The 18,462-nt window shown below is 57.8% G+C and carries 16 protein-coding genes; 8 read left to right on the top strand and 8 right to left on the bottom strand.

All coding sequences use genetic code 11. The features are described from left to right. Nucleotides 1–35: 35 nt before the first annotated feature. The gene (locus ACO06L_RS05755; protein ID WP_202346843.1) at nucleotides 36–590 is read right to left on the bottom strand and encodes a YceD family protein; all 555 of its coding nucleotides are present in this window, start codon (nucleotides 588–590) and stop codon (nucleotides 36–38) included. A gap of 137 nt (nucleotides 591–727) precedes the next feature. On the opposite strand from ACO06L_RS05755, the gene ACO06L_RS05760 reads away from it, so the two are divergent. Further along, nucleotides 728–1,345 carry a Maf family protein gene (locus ACO06L_RS05760; RefSeq protein ID WP_202346844.1) on the top strand — a complete coding sequence of 206 codons (618 nt, stop codon included), beginning with the start codon at nucleotides 728–730 and terminating at the stop codon, nucleotides 1,343–1,345. On the opposite strand, the gene ACO06L_RS05765 is transcribed toward ACO06L_RS05760, so the two are convergent. Genes ACO06L_RS05765 through rluC form a run of 3 tightly spaced genes read right to left on the bottom strand, consistent with a single transcriptional unit; the run spans nucleotide 1,342 to nucleotide 4,130 of the window. Then, complete coding sequence (locus tag ACO06L_RS05765; protein WP_202346845.1) at nucleotides 1,342–2,385, bottom strand: S49 family peptidase; 1,044 nt, start codon at nucleotides 2,383–2,385, stop codon at nucleotides 1,342–1,344. The genes ACO06L_RS05760 and ACO06L_RS05765 overlap by 4 nt on opposite strands. A gap of 39 nt (nucleotides 2,386–2,424) precedes the next feature. Further along, complete coding sequence (locus ACO06L_RS05770) at nucleotides 2,425–3,072, bottom strand: HAD family hydrolase (RefSeq protein WP_064228882.1); 648 nt, start codon at nucleotides 3,070–3,072, stop codon at nucleotides 2,425–2,427. Then, the gene (gene rluC, locus ACO06L_RS05775) at nucleotides 3,069–4,130 is read right to left on the bottom strand and encodes a 23S rRNA pseudouridine(955/2504/2580) synthase RluC (protein ID WP_202346846.1); all 1,062 of its coding nucleotides are present in this window, start codon (nucleotides 4,128–4,130) and stop codon (nucleotides 3,069–3,071) included. Before rluC ends, ACO06L_RS05770 begins: the two co-directional genes overlap by 4 nt. Before the next feature lie 595 nt (nucleotides 4,131–4,725). Between rluC and rne the strand changes: the two genes are divergently transcribed. Then, entirely contained in the window at nucleotides 4,726–7,977 is a 3,252-nt protein-coding gene (gene rne, locus ACO06L_RS05780) for a ribonuclease E (protein WP_202346847.1), read from the top strand. Nucleotides 7,978–7,980: 3 nt separating this feature from the next. Further along, nucleotides 7,981–8,523, top strand: coding sequence for a YecA family protein (locus ACO06L_RS05785; protein WP_104322878.1), 543 nt, complete (start codon nucleotides 7,981–7,983; stop codon nucleotides 8,521–8,523). Here the strand turns inward: ACO06L_RS05785 and ACO06L_RS05790 are convergent. Then, on the bottom strand, nucleotides 8,520–9,398 hold the full coding sequence (locus ACO06L_RS05790; RefSeq protein WP_202346848.1) for a PHP domain-containing protein: 879 nt from the start codon (nucleotides 9,396–9,398) through the stop codon (nucleotides 8,520–8,522). The genes ACO06L_RS05785 and ACO06L_RS05790 overlap by 4 nt on opposite strands. Nucleotides 9,399–9,529: 131 nt before the next feature. On the opposite strand from ACO06L_RS05790, the gene ACO06L_RS05795 reads away from it, so the two are divergent. From ACO06L_RS05795 to ACO06L_RS05805, 3 genes are all read left to right on the top strand, one after another. Further along, nucleotides 9,530–9,829 (top strand): YciI family protein, encoded by a 300-nt coding sequence (locus tag ACO06L_RS05795; protein ID WP_064228877.1) that lies wholly within the window; start codon nucleotides 9,530–9,532, stop codon nucleotides 9,827–9,829. Between the two features lie 125 nt (nucleotides 9,830–9,954). After that, a complete protein-coding gene (locus ACO06L_RS05800) occupies nucleotides 9,955–10,626 on the top strand; it encodes a TIGR04211 family SH3 domain-containing protein (protein ID WP_202346849.1) in 672 nt (223 codons plus the stop codon). Nucleotides 10,627–10,630: 4 nt separating this feature from the next. Next, nucleotides 10,631–10,921, top strand: a complete 291-nt coding sequence (locus ACO06L_RS05805; RefSeq protein WP_202346850.1) for a PilZ domain-containing protein — start codon at nucleotides 10,631–10,633, stop codon at nucleotides 10,919–10,921. Nucleotides 10,922–10,973: 52 nt separating this feature from the next. Here ACO06L_RS05805 and rraA read toward each other — a convergent pair whose 3' ends face one another. Both rraA and ppsA read right to left on the bottom strand, forming a co-directional pair. Continuing rightward, nucleotides 10,974–11,453 (bottom strand): ribonuclease E activity regulator RraA, encoded by a 480-nt coding sequence (rraA, locus tag ACO06L_RS05810; RefSeq protein ID WP_202346851.1) that lies wholly within the window; start codon nucleotides 11,451–11,453, stop codon nucleotides 10,974–10,976. Between the two features lie 30 nt (nucleotides 11,454–11,483). Continuing rightward, the gene (gene ppsA, locus ACO06L_RS05815) at nucleotides 11,484–13,820 is read right to left on the bottom strand and encodes a phosphoenolpyruvate synthase (RefSeq protein ID WP_413816174.1); all 2,337 of its coding nucleotides are present in this window, start codon (nucleotides 13,818–13,820) and stop codon (nucleotides 11,484–11,486) included. 216 nt (nucleotides 13,821–14,036) lie between these two features. On the opposite strand from ppsA, the gene ppsR reads away from it, so the two are divergent. Next, complete coding sequence (ppsR, locus tag ACO06L_RS05820; protein ID WP_064228872.1) at nucleotides 14,037–14,852, top strand: posphoenolpyruvate synthetase regulatory kinase/phosphorylase PpsR; 816 nt, start codon at nucleotides 14,037–14,039, stop codon at nucleotides 14,850–14,852. Nucleotides 14,853–14,948: 96 nt separating this feature from the next. Here ppsR and ACO06L_RS05825 read toward each other — a convergent pair whose 3' ends face one another. After that, nucleotides 14,949–17,873: an insulinase family protein gene (locus tag ACO06L_RS05825; protein WP_202346853.1), complete on the bottom strand. Its 2,925-nt coding sequence runs from the start codon at nucleotides 17,871–17,873 to the stop codon at nucleotides 14,949–14,951. A gap of 100 nt (nucleotides 17,874–17,973) precedes the next feature. Between ACO06L_RS05825 and ACO06L_RS05830 the strand changes: the two genes are divergently transcribed. Continuing rightward, nucleotides 17,974–18,435, top strand: a complete 462-nt coding sequence (locus ACO06L_RS05830) for a hypothetical protein (RefSeq protein WP_202346854.1) — start codon at nucleotides 17,974–17,976, stop codon at nucleotides 18,433–18,435. Nucleotides 18,436–18,462 lie beyond the last annotated feature (27 nt).

Raw genomic sequence — 18,462 nt, forward strand, 5'->3', positions numbered from 1 at the left:
TGTGCGCCGGTTTCCCGAGGGACACCCGCGCCCGGTTAATGCTTTGTCTTCTTGAGATCCGCCAGGACACTGAACGGATTCTCGCCCGACTTTCTCACCGGCTCAGCCCCGGAGCCGTCAGGCTCGTAAGCTTCCAGATCTTCCCGGGCCGGACACTCGTCCCGTTCGTGAAGCGGGAACGGTGGCAACACCAGCAAAAGCTCATCTTCCACCATCGACCAGAGATCCGCGGTGAAATCATCGGTCAGAAATGGCTCGAGCTCTTTCGGTAGCTGTTGCGCCTGCTCGTCACTGGTGACCAGCCCCAGCTTGAATTGGGAGACCAGATTCACGCTCATGGCCCCCATGCACCGCTGACATTCCAGATCCACCGGAGCGGCCAGTTCACCCGAAACAACGCGACGCCGCTCGCCATCCATAAAGAAAGACAGCTTCACCCGGCACGCAGCGCCTTCCGAGAACCCGAAAACCGCTTCGCGAAAACGGCCAAGCCCGCTGATGGGAATCTCTCCCTCCAGTGTGCTGTTCTGTTCCGCTAACCGGTAAGGATCAACAGATTTGGGCAACTCGGCGTTGGACGCGTTTGACATAGGCGCGCAATTTTAGGGGCGCAGCCCGCTGCTGTCAAAGACTTCGTTGCTTTTTCACAAGGGTTTCCGTGCAGATAGGTGTAATTTACGATAACCGCACCTCAGATACGCTAGCCAGGCACTCACAGGATACTACTATGACCCGAAAACCGCTTTTACTGGCATCTTCATCACCTTACAGAAAGGCTCTACTCGACCGGCTGGGCATGCCCTTCACCTGCGCCAGCCCCGACATCGACGAATCACCACAACCAGGGGAATCCGGGGAGGCGCTCGCCACGCGACTGGCCGAGAACAAGGCCCGGGCACTGGCGGATCGCTTCCCCGGCCATTGGATCATCGGCTCCGACCAGGTGGCCTGCCTGCCGGATGGCTCGGTGCTGAGCAAGCCCGGCAATCATGAGCAGGCAACCAACCAGCTACGCCAGAGCAGTGGTCACAGAGTCCTGTTTCTTACCGGCCTGGCGCTGCTTGACGCCGATTCCGGAAAGCTCGAGAGTCTCTGCGAGCCTTACAACGTCCGATTCCGTGACCTGACTGACGAGGAAATAGACGCCTACCTGCTGCATGAGAAACCCTACGACTGCGCCGGCAGCTTCAAGATGGAAGGCTTTGGCATCACACTGTTTGACGCTCTGGAGGGCCGAGACCCCAACAGCCTGGTTGGACTACCCCTCATTGCCCTGAACGATATGCTGCGGCGCTGGGGCCGGAATCCCCTACTGGAAAACCGGCCTGAGCCCGGAAAAACTTAACGCAGCTCGAGACGGGACTCGACCAACTGACTGGCAAAGCCCTCACCAAAGGCAACGCCAAGCTGATCGACAATATCCTGGAACGGCGACTTGCGGCGACTGTAGTCCACAAGCTTCTCCTGCCCGATGATCTGCCGGGCCACGTGTGAAGCACTGCCAAGCCCATCAGCCAGCCCTAGCTCAACGGCTTGCTCGCCACTCCACACCAAGCCACTGAACAGCCGCTCGTCATCCGCCAGGCGATCACCACGACCCTGCTTGACTGCAGCAATAAATTGTTGATGGGTGTTTTCCAGCACGCTCTGCCAGAACGCTACCTCTTCTTCCTGCTCCGGAGAGAACGGATCCAGGAAAGCCTTGTTTTCACCTGCAGTATAAAGGCGGCGATCGACGCCAATTTTCTCCATTACCTCGGTGAACCCGAAGCCACCAGCTACTACCCCGATCGAGCCGACAAGACTGGCACGATTGGCGTATATTTCATCCGCAGCCGCAGCAATGTAGTAAGCCCCGGAGGCGCCAATATCCGAGATCACGGCGTAAACCTTCTTCTCCGGGTATTCTTCCCGCAGGCGATTGATCTCATCGTAAACATAGCCCGCCTGAACCGGGCTACCGCCCGGACTGTTGATGCGCAGGATCACGGCCACCGAGTTTGGCTCTTCAAAGGCTGTCCGGAGAGACCCAACAATATTGTCTGCGCTTGCCAGCTCGTCTGCAGCGATCGGACCGTTAATCTCCACCAGAGCAGTATGCTTTCCTGCCACCCCTTCAAGAGACTCGCCAAGGGGAAATTTGAACATGAACAGCAAGGCGATCAGGTACCCGAAAGTCAGGAACTTGAAAAAGATACCCCAACGCCGGCTTCTGCGCTGTTCGGCCTGCAGCGACATAACCAGCTTTTCGATAAGCTTCCAGTCACGGCCTGATTCGGGCGGAAGCTTCGGAGACTTACGCCCGAAAAACGGTTTACTCTCTTTCTCCGGCTCCACCGGCTTGTCACCCCAATCGGCAGACTTGTCAGATTCCCAGTCACTCATGCTCGCTTCCTGTCAGCAACTTCAATGAATTCGGCCCGTTTACAGCCCGAGCACCCGACGAAGGTCAGGCACGGAATCAACGATGGCGCGCGGGGAATAATCACCCAGCACGTCCCGCTTATGCACACCCCACTCCACCCCGATGGAAGGCATGCCAATACGCTGGGCCATTTCCAGGTCATAGCGGGTATCACCAATCATCACGGCCTCTTCCGGCTCAATGCGGTAGAACCGGAGAATTTCCTCGAGCATGGCTGGATCGGGCTTTGAGCGCGTCTCATCGGCGCATCGGGTAATCTCAAAGTGGTCGCCAAGACCGCTGGAAACCAGGGCAGAATCCAGCCCGCGCCGGCTCTTGCCAGTGGCAACGGAACAGCTGCGCCCGGCTCCGCGCAGATCTGCAACCACATCAGCCATCCCCTCAAACACGTTCTGGGGTGTTGTCACCTTGCTGAAGAAATAGCGGGCATAGCCGTCTCGGATACTGTTCATTTCTTCCCGGCTGATGCCCGGATAAAGCTTTTCCAAAGCCTCGACCATGCCAAGACCGATGATATCCCGGTAAGCTTCACGCTCCAGTTCGGGGTAGCCCAGATCGGTTGCGGCCTGGTGCAGGCTGTCGGCAATGTGCTCAACCGAGTCCACCAGGGTCCCGTCCCAGTCAAAAATAACCACTCTGACGTTCATTGATCGGATCCTTTAAGACGCCCAGAAAGCTTCCTGAGCACGTCATTGAATGCATCGTCGTAGGGCGCCTCCAGGCGCATGGCCTCACCGGAGACCGGCAAAGTGAACTCCAGGGCCCGGGCATGCAGCATCAGTCGCTGACCACCAATAGACCGGAACGCTTTGAGGCTGACATCATCCATATACTTGTCGTCACCCGCAATCGGATGACCCGCCCAGGCACTGTGAACCCGGATCTGGTGCGTCCGCCCGGTGATCGGCGACGCCTCCACCAGGCTATATCCGGCATAACGCTCCAGACAGCGGAACGTGGTCAGGGACGCTTTCCCGGCATCGTCTACCTTCACGCGGCGCTCGCCATTGGGCATCTCATAGCGCAGCAGCGGCACATCAACCCGGTCGACACTGGCCGGCCAGTCACCGGCAACCAGCGCATGATAGTGCTTGCGGATACGCTTCTGGCGCAGCTCATCCTGAAGAAAACGCAGTGCCGATCGCTTCTTGGCCACCATGACCAGGCCGGAGGTATCGCGATCCAGACGGTGAACAAGCTCCAGGAATTTTGCCGATTGGCGAGCCGAACGAAGCACCTCGATCAACCCGAAACTCAGGCCACTGCCACCGTGAACCGCAATCCCGGATGGCTTGTTGACCACCAGCATCTGGTCATTCTCGAACACAATGGCCGATTCCATCACGCCCTGAACCCGGGATCCGGGCGCCACCGGCTCGGGTTTTTCCTTGCGGGTTACCGGCGGTATACGTACTTGATCACCGGTATTCACGCGGGTATCCGGCTTCACACGCCCCTTGTTAACCCGCACCTCGCCCTTTCGGATGACCCGATAAATAATACTCTTGGGCACACCACGAAGCTGCGCGAGCAGGAAGTTGTCCACTCTCTGACCATCGTTATCCTCGTCCACCGTCACCCACTGAACTCCGTGACGAACCTCTCCATGCGCAGCCGCGTTGTGGTCACCGCTTGCGTTACTCGTCTTGACCGGCTTTTCGGGCCTGGCTCGGGCTGGCTTCTTGCTCGCAGACTTTCGGGACATGAAGTTCCTTGGGTGATGGAGTGACTGCAGGATTGAACGGCTGCATGAATACTGTTATATTCCGGCGTGCTCTGCCGTTTGTCTACGGCCTGACCAACTCAAGTCAGAAGCCGGAGCGGCAGAAGTATACCGACACTATTCGAGAGTTTGAACGCCGTGCACCCAATCACTACCGGGAACGGCGAGAGAAATGCTCCCGGAGGACCAGGACAGATCTTCCTGAGACTGCACCCTGTACCCGGGAGAGAGAAAAACCGCGCAGAAAACCGCGGGCGACATCGCGAAGAATCATTGCCACCCAGGGCCGGGCCGTCCAGCATACGAATACGACGTGAGACCCAGGCACCTGAGTGAACCTGAAAACGGATAACATGCGTCAACAGACACGAACCTTACACGACCTCTCCCTGCCCACAGGCAGCCGGATCGTCGGCGTTGGTCTCAGACCGATAGGATCACACCCCCGAAGGGTCTGATTCGTCTGGCCGCCGGTCCGCCCTTGATGTAACAGGGCCCGCGGCACGCACATCCTGCTTCGCTGATGCGAACCCCTCCGGTTTTCTGTCAAATTAAACGACAGGAACTCTTTCTTTCCATGAAAAGAATGCTTATCAATGCAACTCATCCTGAAGAGTTGCGCGTCGCCCTGGTTGACGGCCAGCGTCTGTTTGATCTTGATATCGAATCCAGCTCCCGCGAGCAGAAGAAAGCCAACATCTACAAAGGCCGCATTACCCGCGTTGAGCCCAGCCTTGAGGCTGCCTTTGTGGATTTCGGCGCCGAGCGCCATGGCTTTCTACCGCTGAAAGAAATCTCCAAGGAGTACTTCAAGAAGTCTCCCGGCCAGATTGAAGGCAAGATCAACATCAAGGACGTGGTGTCCGAAGGCCAGGAAGTGATTGTCCAGGTCGACAAGGAAGAGCGTGGCAACAAGGGCGCAGCCCTCACCACCTTTATTTCCCTGGCCGGCCGTTATCTGGTGCTGATGCCCAACAACCCCCGTGCCGGCGGCATTTCCCGCCGAATTGAGGGCGATGAGCGGGCCCAGCTTAAAGAGGCGATGAACGACGTCCAGGTGCCGAAATCCATGGGCATCATCGTTCGCACCGCCGGTATTGGCCGTAGCACCGAAGAACTTCAGTGGGATCTGGATTATCTGGTGCAGTTCTGGGAAGCCATCACCCAGGCCGCTGGCGAGCGCAAGGCCCCCTTCCTGATTCACCAGGAAAGCAACGTTATCATTCGCGCGGTTCGCGACTACCTTCGCCAGGACATCGGCGAAGTCCTGATTGACGCCAACGGGGTCTATGAAGACGTTCTGAGTTTCGTTCGTGCGGTCATGCCCACCTTCGAAAACAAGATCAAGCTGTACAAGGATGAAATCCCCCTGTTCAGCCGCTATCAGATTGAAGGCCAGATCGAGACGGCGTTCCAGCGTGAAGTGAAACTGCCCTCCGGCGGCTCCATCGTGATTGACCCGACTGAGGCCCTGGTTTCTATCGACATCAACTCCTCCCGGGCCACCAAAGGCCAGGATATCGAGGAAACCGCTCTCCAGACTAACCTGGAAGCGGCCGAGGAAATTGCCCGCCAGTTACGCCTGCGTGACATGGGCGGCCTGATTGTCATCGATTTCATCGACATGACGCCGGCCAAGCACCAGCGGGAAGTTGAGCAGAAGATGCGCGAGGCCCTGGAAATCGACCGGGCCCGGGTTCAGGTAGGCAAGATCTCCCGATTTGGCCTGCTGGAGATGTCCCGACAGCGCTTGCGCCCTTCCCTGGGCGAGACCCGCAGCGAAGTCTGCCCCCGGTGTGAAGGCCAGGGCACAATCCGCGGCATTGAGTCCCTCGCCCTGAGCATCATGCGCCTGATCTACGAGGAGTCTTCGAAGGACAAGACCGGCGAAGTGCGAGCCGTCGTGCCCGTTTCTGTTGCCACTTTCCTGCTCAACGAGAAGCGCAAGCAGCTGGCCGACATTGAGGCCCGGCAGGAAGTCAGCGTGGTGGTGGTTCCGGTTCCACACATGGAAACCCCACACTTTGAAATCATCCGGATGCGTCAGGATGAAACCACGCCCGAGCATATCTCCAGCCACCAGGTGGCCCAGGAGTACAGCGAGCGTGAAGAGGAAATCTTTGAGGCCCCGACCCCTGAAAAGCCGGTTCGTGAGCAGGCCGCTGTGAAGGCCATCCGGCCCAGCGCGCCCGCGCCCACGCCCACCCCGGCAGAACCGAAGGCCGCCGAGACGGCCGAGCAGGAAGAGGGCCTGTTCCGCCGGCTCGGTCGAAAGATCTCCGCTTTCTTCAGTGGCGAGGAAGAGCAAAAGATCGAAAATCGCGACCAGGGCAAAGGCCAGCGCGAGGATCGCCGAAACCAGGGCCGTCAGGATCGTCGCAAATCCCGGGTAGCCCGCGGCGACGACCAGCGTTCCGGTGGCAACCGCACTGGTAACGACCGTCGCCAGGGTGGCCAACAAGGTCGCGGTGACGACAACCGTGGGCGCGGACGCAACCGCAATGATGAGCAGAGCCGAGGCAACCAGAATCGCCAGAGCGCAGACAACAAAGGCTCGGATAACCGCGGAGGCGATAACAAGGGCGCTGACAACAAAGGCTCTGATAACCGCCGTGACAACCGTCGCGACAACCAGAGCCGTGGCCGCAACAGACCCCAGCGGGACCAGAAAGACAACCGCGATCAGAAGGATCAGAAGGATCAGGGCCCGCAGGATAACGCAGCCAAGTCCGGTCCGGCTGACAAGTCCGGCACGGACGAGAAGCGCCGCAAGCCACGTCGCCAACGCAATCGTGACGGTTCTCCCTCTGAAGCACCAGCTTCCTCACCGGCGGATCGCAAAGCCGCCCGCAGCGAGAAGCACCAGAAGGATACCCAGCCGGAAAAAGGTCGTGACGATGCCAAGGTGGAAGTAAAAGCCGAGCAAACGCAGGGAACTGCCAGCAAGGCGGTGGCAGCCGAAAAGTCCGAGCAAGCCGAAACCCGGACCGAGACAGCGCCCGCTGCCAAGGAAGAGCCGAAAACAGCGGCAGTCCAGCAAGAGCCTGAAAAGGAGCAGAAGCCTGAGCAGGCATCTGCAGACAAGGCGGCTTCAGACAGCAAACCCGAGGCAAAGCCGGAAGAGGCGGCAAAAGTCGCCGACCAGTCAGCTGAAAAACCGACTGAAACGCCTGAAGCAGATAAAGCGAAAGCTGAGAAGCCTGAAAAAGCAGAGCCGGCCAAGGCTGAAAAAAGCTCCGAACCTCGCCAGAAGTCTGAGGTTAAAGGCGAAAAAGTTGCCGAAAAGGCTCAAAAAACTGCCACGGACGCAGCGCCTGCCAAGAGCAGAGCCGCCGCTGATGAGCAGAAACCGGTGACCGACCAGGCTCCGAAAGAAGAGACCGCCAACAAGCCAGCGCCGGAATCCAAGGCAGCCCCCAAAGGCGAACAGACGCCTGCGGCCAAAGAGCAACCTGTGGAATCAAAGGAGGCGCCCGCGCCGAAGGCCAAACCCGAGGCGGCGGCCAAACCTGAAACGGCAGCCGAATCCGAGAAAGCTGAAAAGCCAGCGGAGAAGAAGGCAGTAACCGAGAGCCCGGCTCCCGACGCCCAGCCGGAGCCGAAGCAACCGGCACCTGCAAAGGCTGAAGCTGAGAAGGCGGTGACTGAAAAGGCAGAGCCGAAGCAGGTCGAAAAGCCTTCAGCTCCGGAAACAGCAGCGCAGGACACGCCTACTGAAGCTCCGGCAGTTGACGTTCCGGTGACGCCGGGCCGCGCCTACAATGACCCAAGAGAAGTCCGCAAGCGCCAGAAGGCTGCGGAAGAGGCCAAAAAGGCCGGGAGTAACTAACTGATGCTATCGAACTCCGACATTGAAGCGCTGGAAGACATCCTCTTTGCCGAGCCCTGGGGCGATGATGCCCTGGATTTCTTCGGTTTCCACGGGGTGGTCTGTGCCAGCGTCGTCGGCCCGGCTGAACTGAGCGCGGAAGAAATCTTTCGCCTCGCCACGGGCGCCGATCAGGTACCCGACACCGGGATTCCCGAGGTGTTCAGGCGTTGCTCCGCCCAACTGGCCAATGACATGGCCCATGCCCTGGATATGGGGCAGGCCCTGGAATTGCCGGAGCCGGAGGACGGCGATCCGATGAACGCACTGGAAAACTGGTGTGCCGGGTTCGTGGATACGTTCCTTGAACACGAAGAGCAGTGGCTCGAAGCGGCCAGCGAGGAAGAAACCGCCGATCTGATGGTGCCTATGCTGACCCTTTCGGGACTGTTCGATGACGAGGACTTCCAGAAGGTTCGCAACAGTGACAAGCTGTCCCGGCAGATGGCCGATGCCATTCCGGACTCACTGACGGACCTGTACTTGCTGTTCCACGCGCCGGATTAAGCCGGCGCGCCGCTCAGAACAGGTTGTCTGAATGAATGCCAGACCGGCTCAAGCCCGTCTGGCATTTTCATGATACGGCCAAGTTCACACCAGGGAGCGCCAGGAAAGTGAAAATCACTGCCCTGAGATGCCAACAGTTTCTCTTTCCGGCACAGCTCTGCCAGAAAGCCCAAATCGCCACTGGACTGACCTGAGGTAGAGACCTCAATTGCTTGCCCCCCTGCCCTTCGGAAATCCGCGGTCAGTTCCCTGAGCTTTGTTGCCGTAAGCTGATATTTTCGGGGATGGGCAAGAACCGCAATGCCACCCGCCTCGGTAATCCAGCGAACGACCTCTGGAAGCTCCGGCCAAAACGCCTTTACATCACCAGCCTTACCGTTGCCCAGATATCGCTTGAATGCCTGGGCAGCATTGCGAACCACGCCAGCCTCTGTAAGAACCTGAGCAAAGTGCGGGCGCCCCGGAACATCGCCGCCGGCAGCCTCGGAGGCCTTACCGAGAAGATCATCAACACCAAGTTTACCCAGCCGCTCAGCGATCATTCGTGCACGAGCCCAGCGATTGTCATTTTGCCGCTCCAGAGCCTGCCGGAAACCGTCTGCCTCAGAATCAAAATCGAGGCCGACGATATGGATGGTGCGGCTTTTCCAGAGGCAGGAGAGCTCAACCCCCGGAATCAGCACGATGCCCTGTGCCTGCGCAGCCGCCTGCGCTTCGGCAAGTCCCGCGATAGTGTCATGGTCGGTCAGGGAAAGGTGGGTAACGCCGCGACCGGCCGCACGCTCAACCAGCGCCGCCGGTGATAGCGCGCCATCAGAAGCCGTGCTGTGGCAATGCAGATCAATGCACAAATGCGGGTCTTGCGGTATAGTCACAAAATATCCTGAATCATCAGATAACTGGCGGCATGCCATGGATTTACAGTGTACCAGCCAACCCCGGCGCGACACGACCGCTGATTATCTGCTCGATTACCTCGTATATGAAAGTCATTACGGAGAGCTGAATGTATTACGCGATTATCAGTGAAGACGTCGAGAACAGCCTGCCGTTGCGCCAGTCCGCCCGCCCTGCACACATCGAGCGGCTGCAGGCTTTGAAAGCAGAAGGACGGTTACTTGTTGCCGGACCTCATCCGGCACTTGATACACCCGAGCCCGGCGATGCCGGATTTACTGGCAGCCTGGTGATCGCGGAATTCGACTCTCTGGAAGCAGCCCAGGCCTGGGCGGATGCCGACCCCTACGTTGATGCAGGCGTCTATCAGAACGTTGTCGTGAAGCCTTTCAAAGCCGTTCTGCCGTGAGCAGAAGGCCAGGCTGCATGAGTTTATTGTAATGATGGCTCGCTTGCACGGCGGGGCATCTGTGACAAAATTGCGCTTTTAATCACGCTCAGATTTCAACCGAAGAATTTCAGGGAACGTAACCAGTGACGCTTTTTCGCCTCGCCATCAGTGTATTGTTCGCAGTGTCGTCCATTGCCGTTGCCCAGGCCAAGACTGTGTGGGTGGACGACCAGTTGTACCTTCCGGTGAGGTCCGGCGCGGGTTCCCAGTTCCGGATCATCGAAAACGCGGTGCCCAGCGGCACACCGCTGGAAGTGATCGAAGCGTCGGATTCCGGGTATACCCTCGTTCGGACCCCGAAGGGCAACGAAGGCTGGGTATCCAGTCAATACCTGAGCGAAACGCCCATCGCCGCAGACCGCCTTCGGACAGCCAATCGCCAACTGGAAGAAACCCGCGCGGAGCTGGCCCGTGTCAAGGAGCAGCTGTCAAACGTGGTTAGTGAGCGAGACTCTCTGGAAAGCTCGGAGGCCTCCCTTTCTGACCGCTCACAGGAGCTCCAGGAAGAGCTGCAGCGGATCAAGAGTATCGCCGCCGATTCCATCAACCTGGAACGTCGTAATCGCGAGCTCCGTGAAGAAAACCAGAAGATTCGCAACGACCTTGAGGTACTTACGGCCGAAAACGAACGCCTTGAAGCCAGCAAGGAATACGACTTCATGCTGCTGGGCGCAGGCCTGGTTCTCGGTGGAGTGCTGCTGGCACTGATCATCCCGATGCTCAAACCGACAAGAAAAACCGACAACTGGGCCTGATGCCATGAAGGATTACTCGGAAAAACGCGATTTCCACCGTATGCAGGTAAACTCGGAGATTGAGATTACCGATAGCCAGGGCAATCGCTTCAAAGGAGTTTGCCGCGACCTGAGCGCCGCTGGCATGCAGCTATACGTCGAGCGGGAGGTGGCCGTGGGAGAGGAACTCCAGACGGTTCTTCACCCCAGCAGTGATCAATTCCCGCCACTGGAAACCGTTTGCGAAGTCATTCGCTGCGAGCCGGAAGGGGATGGATTCCTCCTGGGAACAAACATCAGCGAAGTCACTCGCTGAATAAAAAAACGGCGGCCATTGGCCGCCGTTTCTGTCTGTGCCGGCAAAAGCCTCAAACCAGAGGCTTCTCCGAGACGATGATGCCGTTGTTATCGGCGTAGACGTAGTGTCCGGGATGGAAGGTTACGCCGTGAAAGGTGACCGGAACATTCAGGTCACCAAGGCCACGCTTCTCACTCTTCCTGGGGTGGGTTCCCAGGGCCTGGACACCCAGAGCTGTATTGCCAATCTCATCCACGTCGCGCACGCAGCCATAGATGATAAGACCGGCCCAGCCGTTGCCCGCCGCTTTTTCAGCCAGCATGTCACCCAGCAGCGCATGGCGCTTCGAGGCACCACCGTCCACGACCATCACACGACCGTTTCCAGGTTGACCAACCTGCTCTTTCACCACGGAGTTATCCTCAAAGCATTTCACGGTCACAATCTCGCCGCCAAAAGCCTTGTTGCCGCCGTAGTTATTGAACCCGGGTTCAACAACCTGCACTTCCGGAAATTCGTCACACAGATCCGGGGTAATTATCGTCGTCACGTTGTCGCTCTCCTTATCCTGGAAATGAACTCAGTCGATTTTCTCGTCGGCCAGGAAGAACCAGGTATCCAGTACCGAATCCGGGTTCAGTGACACCGTATCGATGCCCTCATCCATCAGCCACTTGGCAAGATCCGGGTGATCCGATGGCCCCTGCCCGCAGATCCCGATGTACTTGCCGGCTTTTTTGCAGGCCTGGATAGCATTGGACAGCAACGCCTTGACCGCATCGTTACGCTCGTCGAACAGATGGGCAATGATGCCGGAATCCCGGTCCAGCCCCAGCGTCAGCTGGGTCAGATCGTTGGAGCCGATGGAGAAGCCATCGAAGTGTTCCAGGAACTGATCCGCCAGCAGCGCATTGGCTGGCAGCTCGCACATCATGATCACCCGCAGACCGTTGTCACCGCGCTTGAGCCCGTTTTCCGCCAGCAGATTCACTACCTGTTCCGCTTCACCCACGGTGCGCACAAACGGAACCATGACTTCCACATTGGTCAGGCCCATCTCGTTGCGCACTTTCTTCAGGGCGCGGCATTCCAGCTCGAAGCAGTCCCGGAAGGTGTCAGAAATATAACGGGAGGCACCCCGGAAACCGAGCATCGGATTCTCTTCATCCGGCTCATACAGCGTACCGCCGATCAGGTTGGCGTACTCGTTAGATTTGAAATCCGACAACCGCACGATCACCTTCTTGGGCGCGAATGCAGCGGCCAGTGTAGAGATGCCTTCCACCAGCTTGTCGACGTAGAAATCCACCGGAGAACTGTAGCCGGAAATGCGTTTTTCGACCGTCTGCTTGATATCCCGGGGCAGCCCGTCAAAGTTCAGCAGTGCCTTGGGGTGAACGCCGATCATCCGGTTAATGATGAACTCAAGCCGTGCCAGACCAACGCCCTCGTTGGGTAGAGCCTGGAAATCAAAGGCCCGGTCCGGGTTGCCCACGTTCATCATGATCTTGAACGGAATGTTGGGCATCGAGTCCACGGTGTTTTCCCGCAGTTCGAAATCGAGAGAGCCCTCATAGATCATGCCGGTATCACCTTCGGCACAGGAGACAGTCACTTCCTGGCCATCGGTCAACAACTCGGTGGCATCGCCGCAACCAACCACGGCCGGAATACCCAGCTCGCGGGCAATGATGGCCGCGTGGCAGGTACGGCCACCGCGATCGGTGACAATGGCGGAAGCCCGTTTCATGACCGGTTCCCAGTCCGGGTCGGTCATGTCGGTGACCAGCACATCGCCGGCCTGAACACGGTCCATTTCCTTGATACTGGTAATGATCTTCACCGGACCGCTACCGATCTTGTGGCCGATACTACGGCCTTCCACCAGGACCCTACCGGTCTCTTTGAGCAGGTAACGCTCCATCACATTGGCGGAAGCACGGCTTTTTACTGTCTCAGGGCGGGCCTGAACAATGTAGATCTTGCCGTCATCACCATCTTTGGCCCACTCGATATCCATCGGGCGCTGGTAGTGTTTCTCGATAATCATGGCCTGGCGGGCCAGATCTTCCACCTCGGCATCGGAAATGCAGAAGCGGTTGCGGTCTTCCTGTTCAACTTTCACCGTTTCCACAAACTCACCTTCACCAGGCTTGGTGTGGTAAACCATCTTGATGGCCTTGCTGCCCAGGTTGCGGCGCAGAACCGCCGGCCGGTTGGCCTCCAGTGTGGGTTTATGCACGTAGAATTCATCGGGGTTCACGGCACCCTGCACAACGGTCTCACCCAGGCCGTAGGAAGCGGTAACAAACACCACGTCACGGAAGCCGGATTCGGTATCCAGGGTGAACATAACGCCACTGGCGGCTGTTTCACTACGTACCATCTTCTGGATGCCGGCTGAGAGTGCGACCATCTTGTGGTCGAAGCCGTGGTGCACGCGGTAGGAAATAGCGCGATCATTGAATAGCGATGCAAACACTTCCTTTACAGAGGTGCGAACCTGCTCAAGGCCCACCACGTTCAGGAAGGTTTCCTGCTGGCCGGCGAACGAGGCATCTGGCAGATCCTCCGCGGTAGCAGACGAACGAACCGCAACTGCCATGTGCTCATTGCCATCCTGCAGGGCCGCAAATGATTCTTTCAGGGCATTTTCCAGCACGTCAGGAAAGGGCGTCTCGATGATCCACTGGCGGATTTTCGCGCCAACCCGGGCCAGGTCGTTAACGTCGTTGATATCCAGGGCATCCAGAGCGTTGTCAATGCGCTCCTTCAATCCATCCGTAGCGAGAAATTCGCGATAAGCGTGCGCTGTAGTGGCAAAGCCACCCGGAACGGTAACACCTGCGTTGGCGAGATTACTGATCATTTCGCCGAGTGAGGCGTTCTTTCCGCCTACCCGATCGACGTCGGACATTCCCAGGTGATCAAACCAGATAATGTAATCTTCCAAAGCATGTCTCCCTTGAGTCTGTAAAGCTAAGAGCAAAATCGGGCCAGCGGTATCAAGCAGTAAAACCAGACAATATCCACTGCGGAGTCTCGAACTTGGCGTGTATGATACTGTAACCTGCGGAAATTACCTAGGCCACCAAGCCAGGAATCAAGGAACCAAGGAACCGGACGATACAGCATGAAACGCACTGCTTTTTTCATTTCTGATGGCACCGGCCTGACAGCCGAAGCACTGGGGCACAGTCTTCTGGCCCAGTTCGAAAAGATCGAATTTGAACGGGTCACCGTTCCCTATATTGCGGACGAAGAAAAAGCCCGGGAAATGGTCAAACGGATCAACAAGGCGGCCGAGACAGATGGCGCCCGCCCGCTGGTGTTCGACACCATTGTAAACAGCGATATCCGGGAAATCATCGCCACCGCCGAAGGCTTCATGGTGGATATTTTCGGGACCTTTCTCAAACCCCTGGAGCAAGAACTGCAGTCCTCCTCGTCGTACACCGTGGGTAAGTCCCATGCCATCAATAACGAGGGGAGCTATGAGCGCCGGATTAATGCGGTGAACTTTGCGCTGGATAACGACGATGGCGCGCGCACGCGGCATTACGATGAAGCTGATCTGATCCTGGTGGGTGCTTCCCGAAGCGGGAAAACGCCCACCTGCCTCTATCTGGCGCTGCAATATGGTGTGAAGGCGGCGAACTACCCGATTACGGAAGAAGACTTGGCGGACCAACAGATCCCCAAGGCGCTCAAACCGCACAAAGAGAAGATTTTCGGGCTGACCATCGATCCGGAGCGCCTGGCGACCATACGCAACGAGCGCCGGCCGAATTCCCGTTACTCATCCATAAAGCAGTGCATGCATGAGATTGAGGAAATCGAGTTGATGTACCGGCGTGAACGGATTCCGTACCTGAACACCACGGCCTACTCGGTGGAGGAAATCTCCACCCGAATCATGGTGACAACAGGGCTGAAGAGACACCGCTAAGGGCATCAACGACCCGGGAATGGGTCAGAATAGATAGGGGAAAATCAAAACGGGGTCAGATGAACACTTCATCTGACCCCGAATTCAAGGCCTGCTCTAAAGCTCCTGAATAGCCAGGCCCAGCTTCTCCGCCCTGGCCCGGTTTTCCGGGCTGGTAACCACGGCGGTGCTGGCTTTCTCCGGCACCAGCCAGGTTCTGGCCACGCGCTTAAGATCATCCAGGGTTACCGACAGCACCCGCTCCCGGAACCTGGCACGCTGTTCCGGGGTACGGCCAAACAGCTTGTTGTGGAAGGCATGACGGGCCGCACCCGCGGGAGACCGGGGCCTGTCGAGCTGGCCAATAACACCAAGAATCGACTCTTCCAGCTCCTGATAATCGTGGTCGTTGTCCTGCAGCCAGGCCAGGGCCGCGTCGAAATCGTCCAGCGTTTCCTCCAGTCGCGGATCACGGTAGGAGAAGAACCGGAAAGTCCCGTTCACACTGTCCTGGCCGGCGCCACCGCCGTAGGCACCGCCCTTTTCACGGATGGCACGGTGCAGGTAACCATTACGCAGGAAGCCACCCAGCACGGTCAGTGCCGCCGCATCCGGATGATCCACGGCTACGGTGCTGTAGGCCCTGGAACAGAAGTTGACCTGGGTAGAGGTCAGCCAGGCCTCGCGGGTTGTGTAATTGACCGGCTCCATTTTCCAGCCGGAGACACCCGCTTCGGAGGCGTCACGCCAGCAGGACTTCAGATCGTCAACCATCGCCGGGAGCTGGTCTTCTTCACCAATCACCAGGAACTCGCGGCCCTGTTTGCCAATCTTCTCGTGCAATGCGGAAAGCTTGTGGCACAGCGCCGTCAATTCCTCAGGATCTTTCAGGGCCTGATCCAGCTGCTTGGTGCCGCGAATACCGGCAAGACCGCCAAGCCGGAACGACAGCCAGGCTCCGGGGCTCATACCCTGGGACGCCGCGCCCATGGCCAGGGCATGACCACTACCGGTTACTGCCTGCTCGCGACGGGCACGGATCTGGGCAATGATCTCCCGGATTCGCTCTTTCTCATCGAAGCGGGCACTCGTGTAGACATCCCGAAGTAGACGGGTTAATTCACTGCGGTTACGGGCCAGCGCCTTACCATTGAAGATGATGTATCCGGACAATTCCTGAACATCATCAATACGGCCTTTGGCGCTGAATGCCGCGCCGATACCACCGGACTCCGCAGAAATACGGTCCTGCATCTGCAGATAGTCCAGATCCCCACAACCCACTTCGGAGATCAGGGTGGTGTAATAAGGCACCAGCAGAAGCTCCTCTTCGGTCAGGGCCGGCACCGGGACAACAATCTGTTCGTAAACCAGACCATTGGTACCACGGGCATAAACGGTCGCCGAAATGTCGCCGTCGTAGCGTCCTTCAGGCTCAGGCATCTGCAACGGCACATCAGACAGATCCACTTTGGGCAGGATGGAATCGTCGTCCTTTTGCATCTGGCGTTCTTCCAGTGCCTTGGCCCGGTCTACAATCATCCGTACTTCATCGTCGGTCAGCTCGGCCTTGCGACGGGCCAAGGCTTCACGGATCGCCTCCTGCCGACGAGACTCGAGCTTTTCGTCCGGACGCAGAGTCAGAGTGACCCGGTGTGGGTTCTCCAGAAGCTTACGGCGGATCAGATCCGGCACGTACTGCGGATCCCGGATCTTTTCCCGGAGCGTTGCCAGAACCGGCTCCAGATCCAGCAGTTCGACGGGGTCTCCACCGTGCACCATGGGCGCGATGGCGCTCATGATCAGCTGCAGACCATAAGGGAACTGATCACCTGCGATTTCCCGCTGGTGCAACTCGAGCTGATGCAGGATGGCTTCCAGCCGTTCCTCGCTGACGCCCTCTTCCACCACCTTCAGAAGCGTGGACTCAAGCAGCGCTTCCAGATCCTTGTGCTTGTCCGGCTCACTGCCTTCGATGCCGCAGACAAAGGTCATCTCACGGTTGGAATCTTCCAGCCCGCACATGGGCGACGGCGCATGCCCCAGGTCCGTGGTTTCCAGGGCCCGCATCAGCGGCGAGGCGCTGTTTTCCAGCAGAACGGCAGACAGCAGCTGCCCCTCCAGGTTTTCCTGCAAATCGAAGCTGTGGCCCAGAAGCCAGCCCACCACGATGTGGGTCTTGTTGTCGGTGCCCTCGCCTTCATTGACAGCGTAGCCCTGCTCCACTCGCACAGGTGCAAACATGCGCTTCTCATCGCGAACCGGCAGATCGATGTCCAGTCGGTCGAACCGTTTCAGTGCCAGCTCTTCAAACTTTTCATGGTGCTCGTGAGCCGGGATATCACCGTAGGTAGCAAATATCGCATTGCTGGGGTGGTAGTGATGGCGATAGAACTGCAGCAGGTCGTCGTAGCTCAGGTCGACAATGTGATCAGGCTCACCGCCACTGTTGTAGTGATAGGTCGTGGTCGGGAACAGATGGCTGCTCAGGTTCTGCCATAGCTGAGAGGTCGGCGAACTCATGGCGCCTTTCATTTCGTTGTAGACAACGCCCCGATACACCAGATCAGTCGAAGGGTCTTCCGGTTTGTCGAACTCCAGGCGGTGACCTTCCTGGGCGAAATCCAGCGGATCCAGCTTGGAGAAGAACACGCAGTCCAGATAAACGGACAACAGGTTGTCGAAATCTTTCCGGTTCATGCTGGCGAACGGATAGGCCGTCCAGTCGCTGCTGGTAAAGGCATTCATGAAGGTATTCAGTGACCGCCGGATCATCATGAAGAACGGGTCACGGACCGGATAACGCTCACTGCCACACAGTGCGGTATGTTCGAGAATGTGGGCTACGCCGGTGGAATCCATCGGGAAAGTCCGAAGCGCCACGAAAAATACGTTTTCGTCGTTATCGGCTGCCAGATGCAGGTGCCGGGCGCCGGTCTTCTTGTGGCGATACTCCTCAACCTCAAGGTTGAGCGTTTCGATCCGGTGACTGCGAAGCTTCTCAAAGGCCGGATGGGTTGCGTTGTCGATCACTGCAGCCATTCAAACTATCCTGTCTTTAAACAATTGGAGAATTGTAGGGTAACACGTAGTATCGATTATCATGCATCACTCCAGTAGCCATAAGGTACCCCACCCGTCCATGACAACACCTGCACCTCAATCAAAGGCTGTTGACGCCCCGGAAGTAGCCGCCTATTGGGCAGAACGCCGCCGTTATCTTGACCGGATCCGGAAAGTACCGGAAATCAGACAGCGTTTCTGGCGGGAAGTTGCCATTTACCTGCTTCGCCGCTTGCTCTGGTCGTTCGGATTCTTCCCGGTTTTTATCGCCTTCTGGGTACCGTTCGTAATGGCCAGCTTCAATCCGGTTGTCCTCGCTTCAGATCTGATTCCACTGCTGCAGAACTTCGTCGATTCCAACCCGGAAGTGCAAGCCACCACCATCAGCACGCTGGTCATTGCCTGGGCTTCCATCGGGTTTTTCTTCCTGGTGTTCGATTTCGTGCTCACCCCATTCAAATCACCCTATGAGTACGAAGCCGATGTGTACATGAGATCATGGGAGCAACTCAACCATGACCAGCTTCCGGACAAAGTGTGATTTGGCCTGCATTCTCGGTAACTCCCT

The organism is Marinobacter sp., from assembly GCF_965229985.1.
Taxonomy (GTDB): domain Bacteria; phylum Pseudomonadota; class Gammaproteobacteria; order Pseudomonadales; family Oleiphilaceae; genus Marinobacter.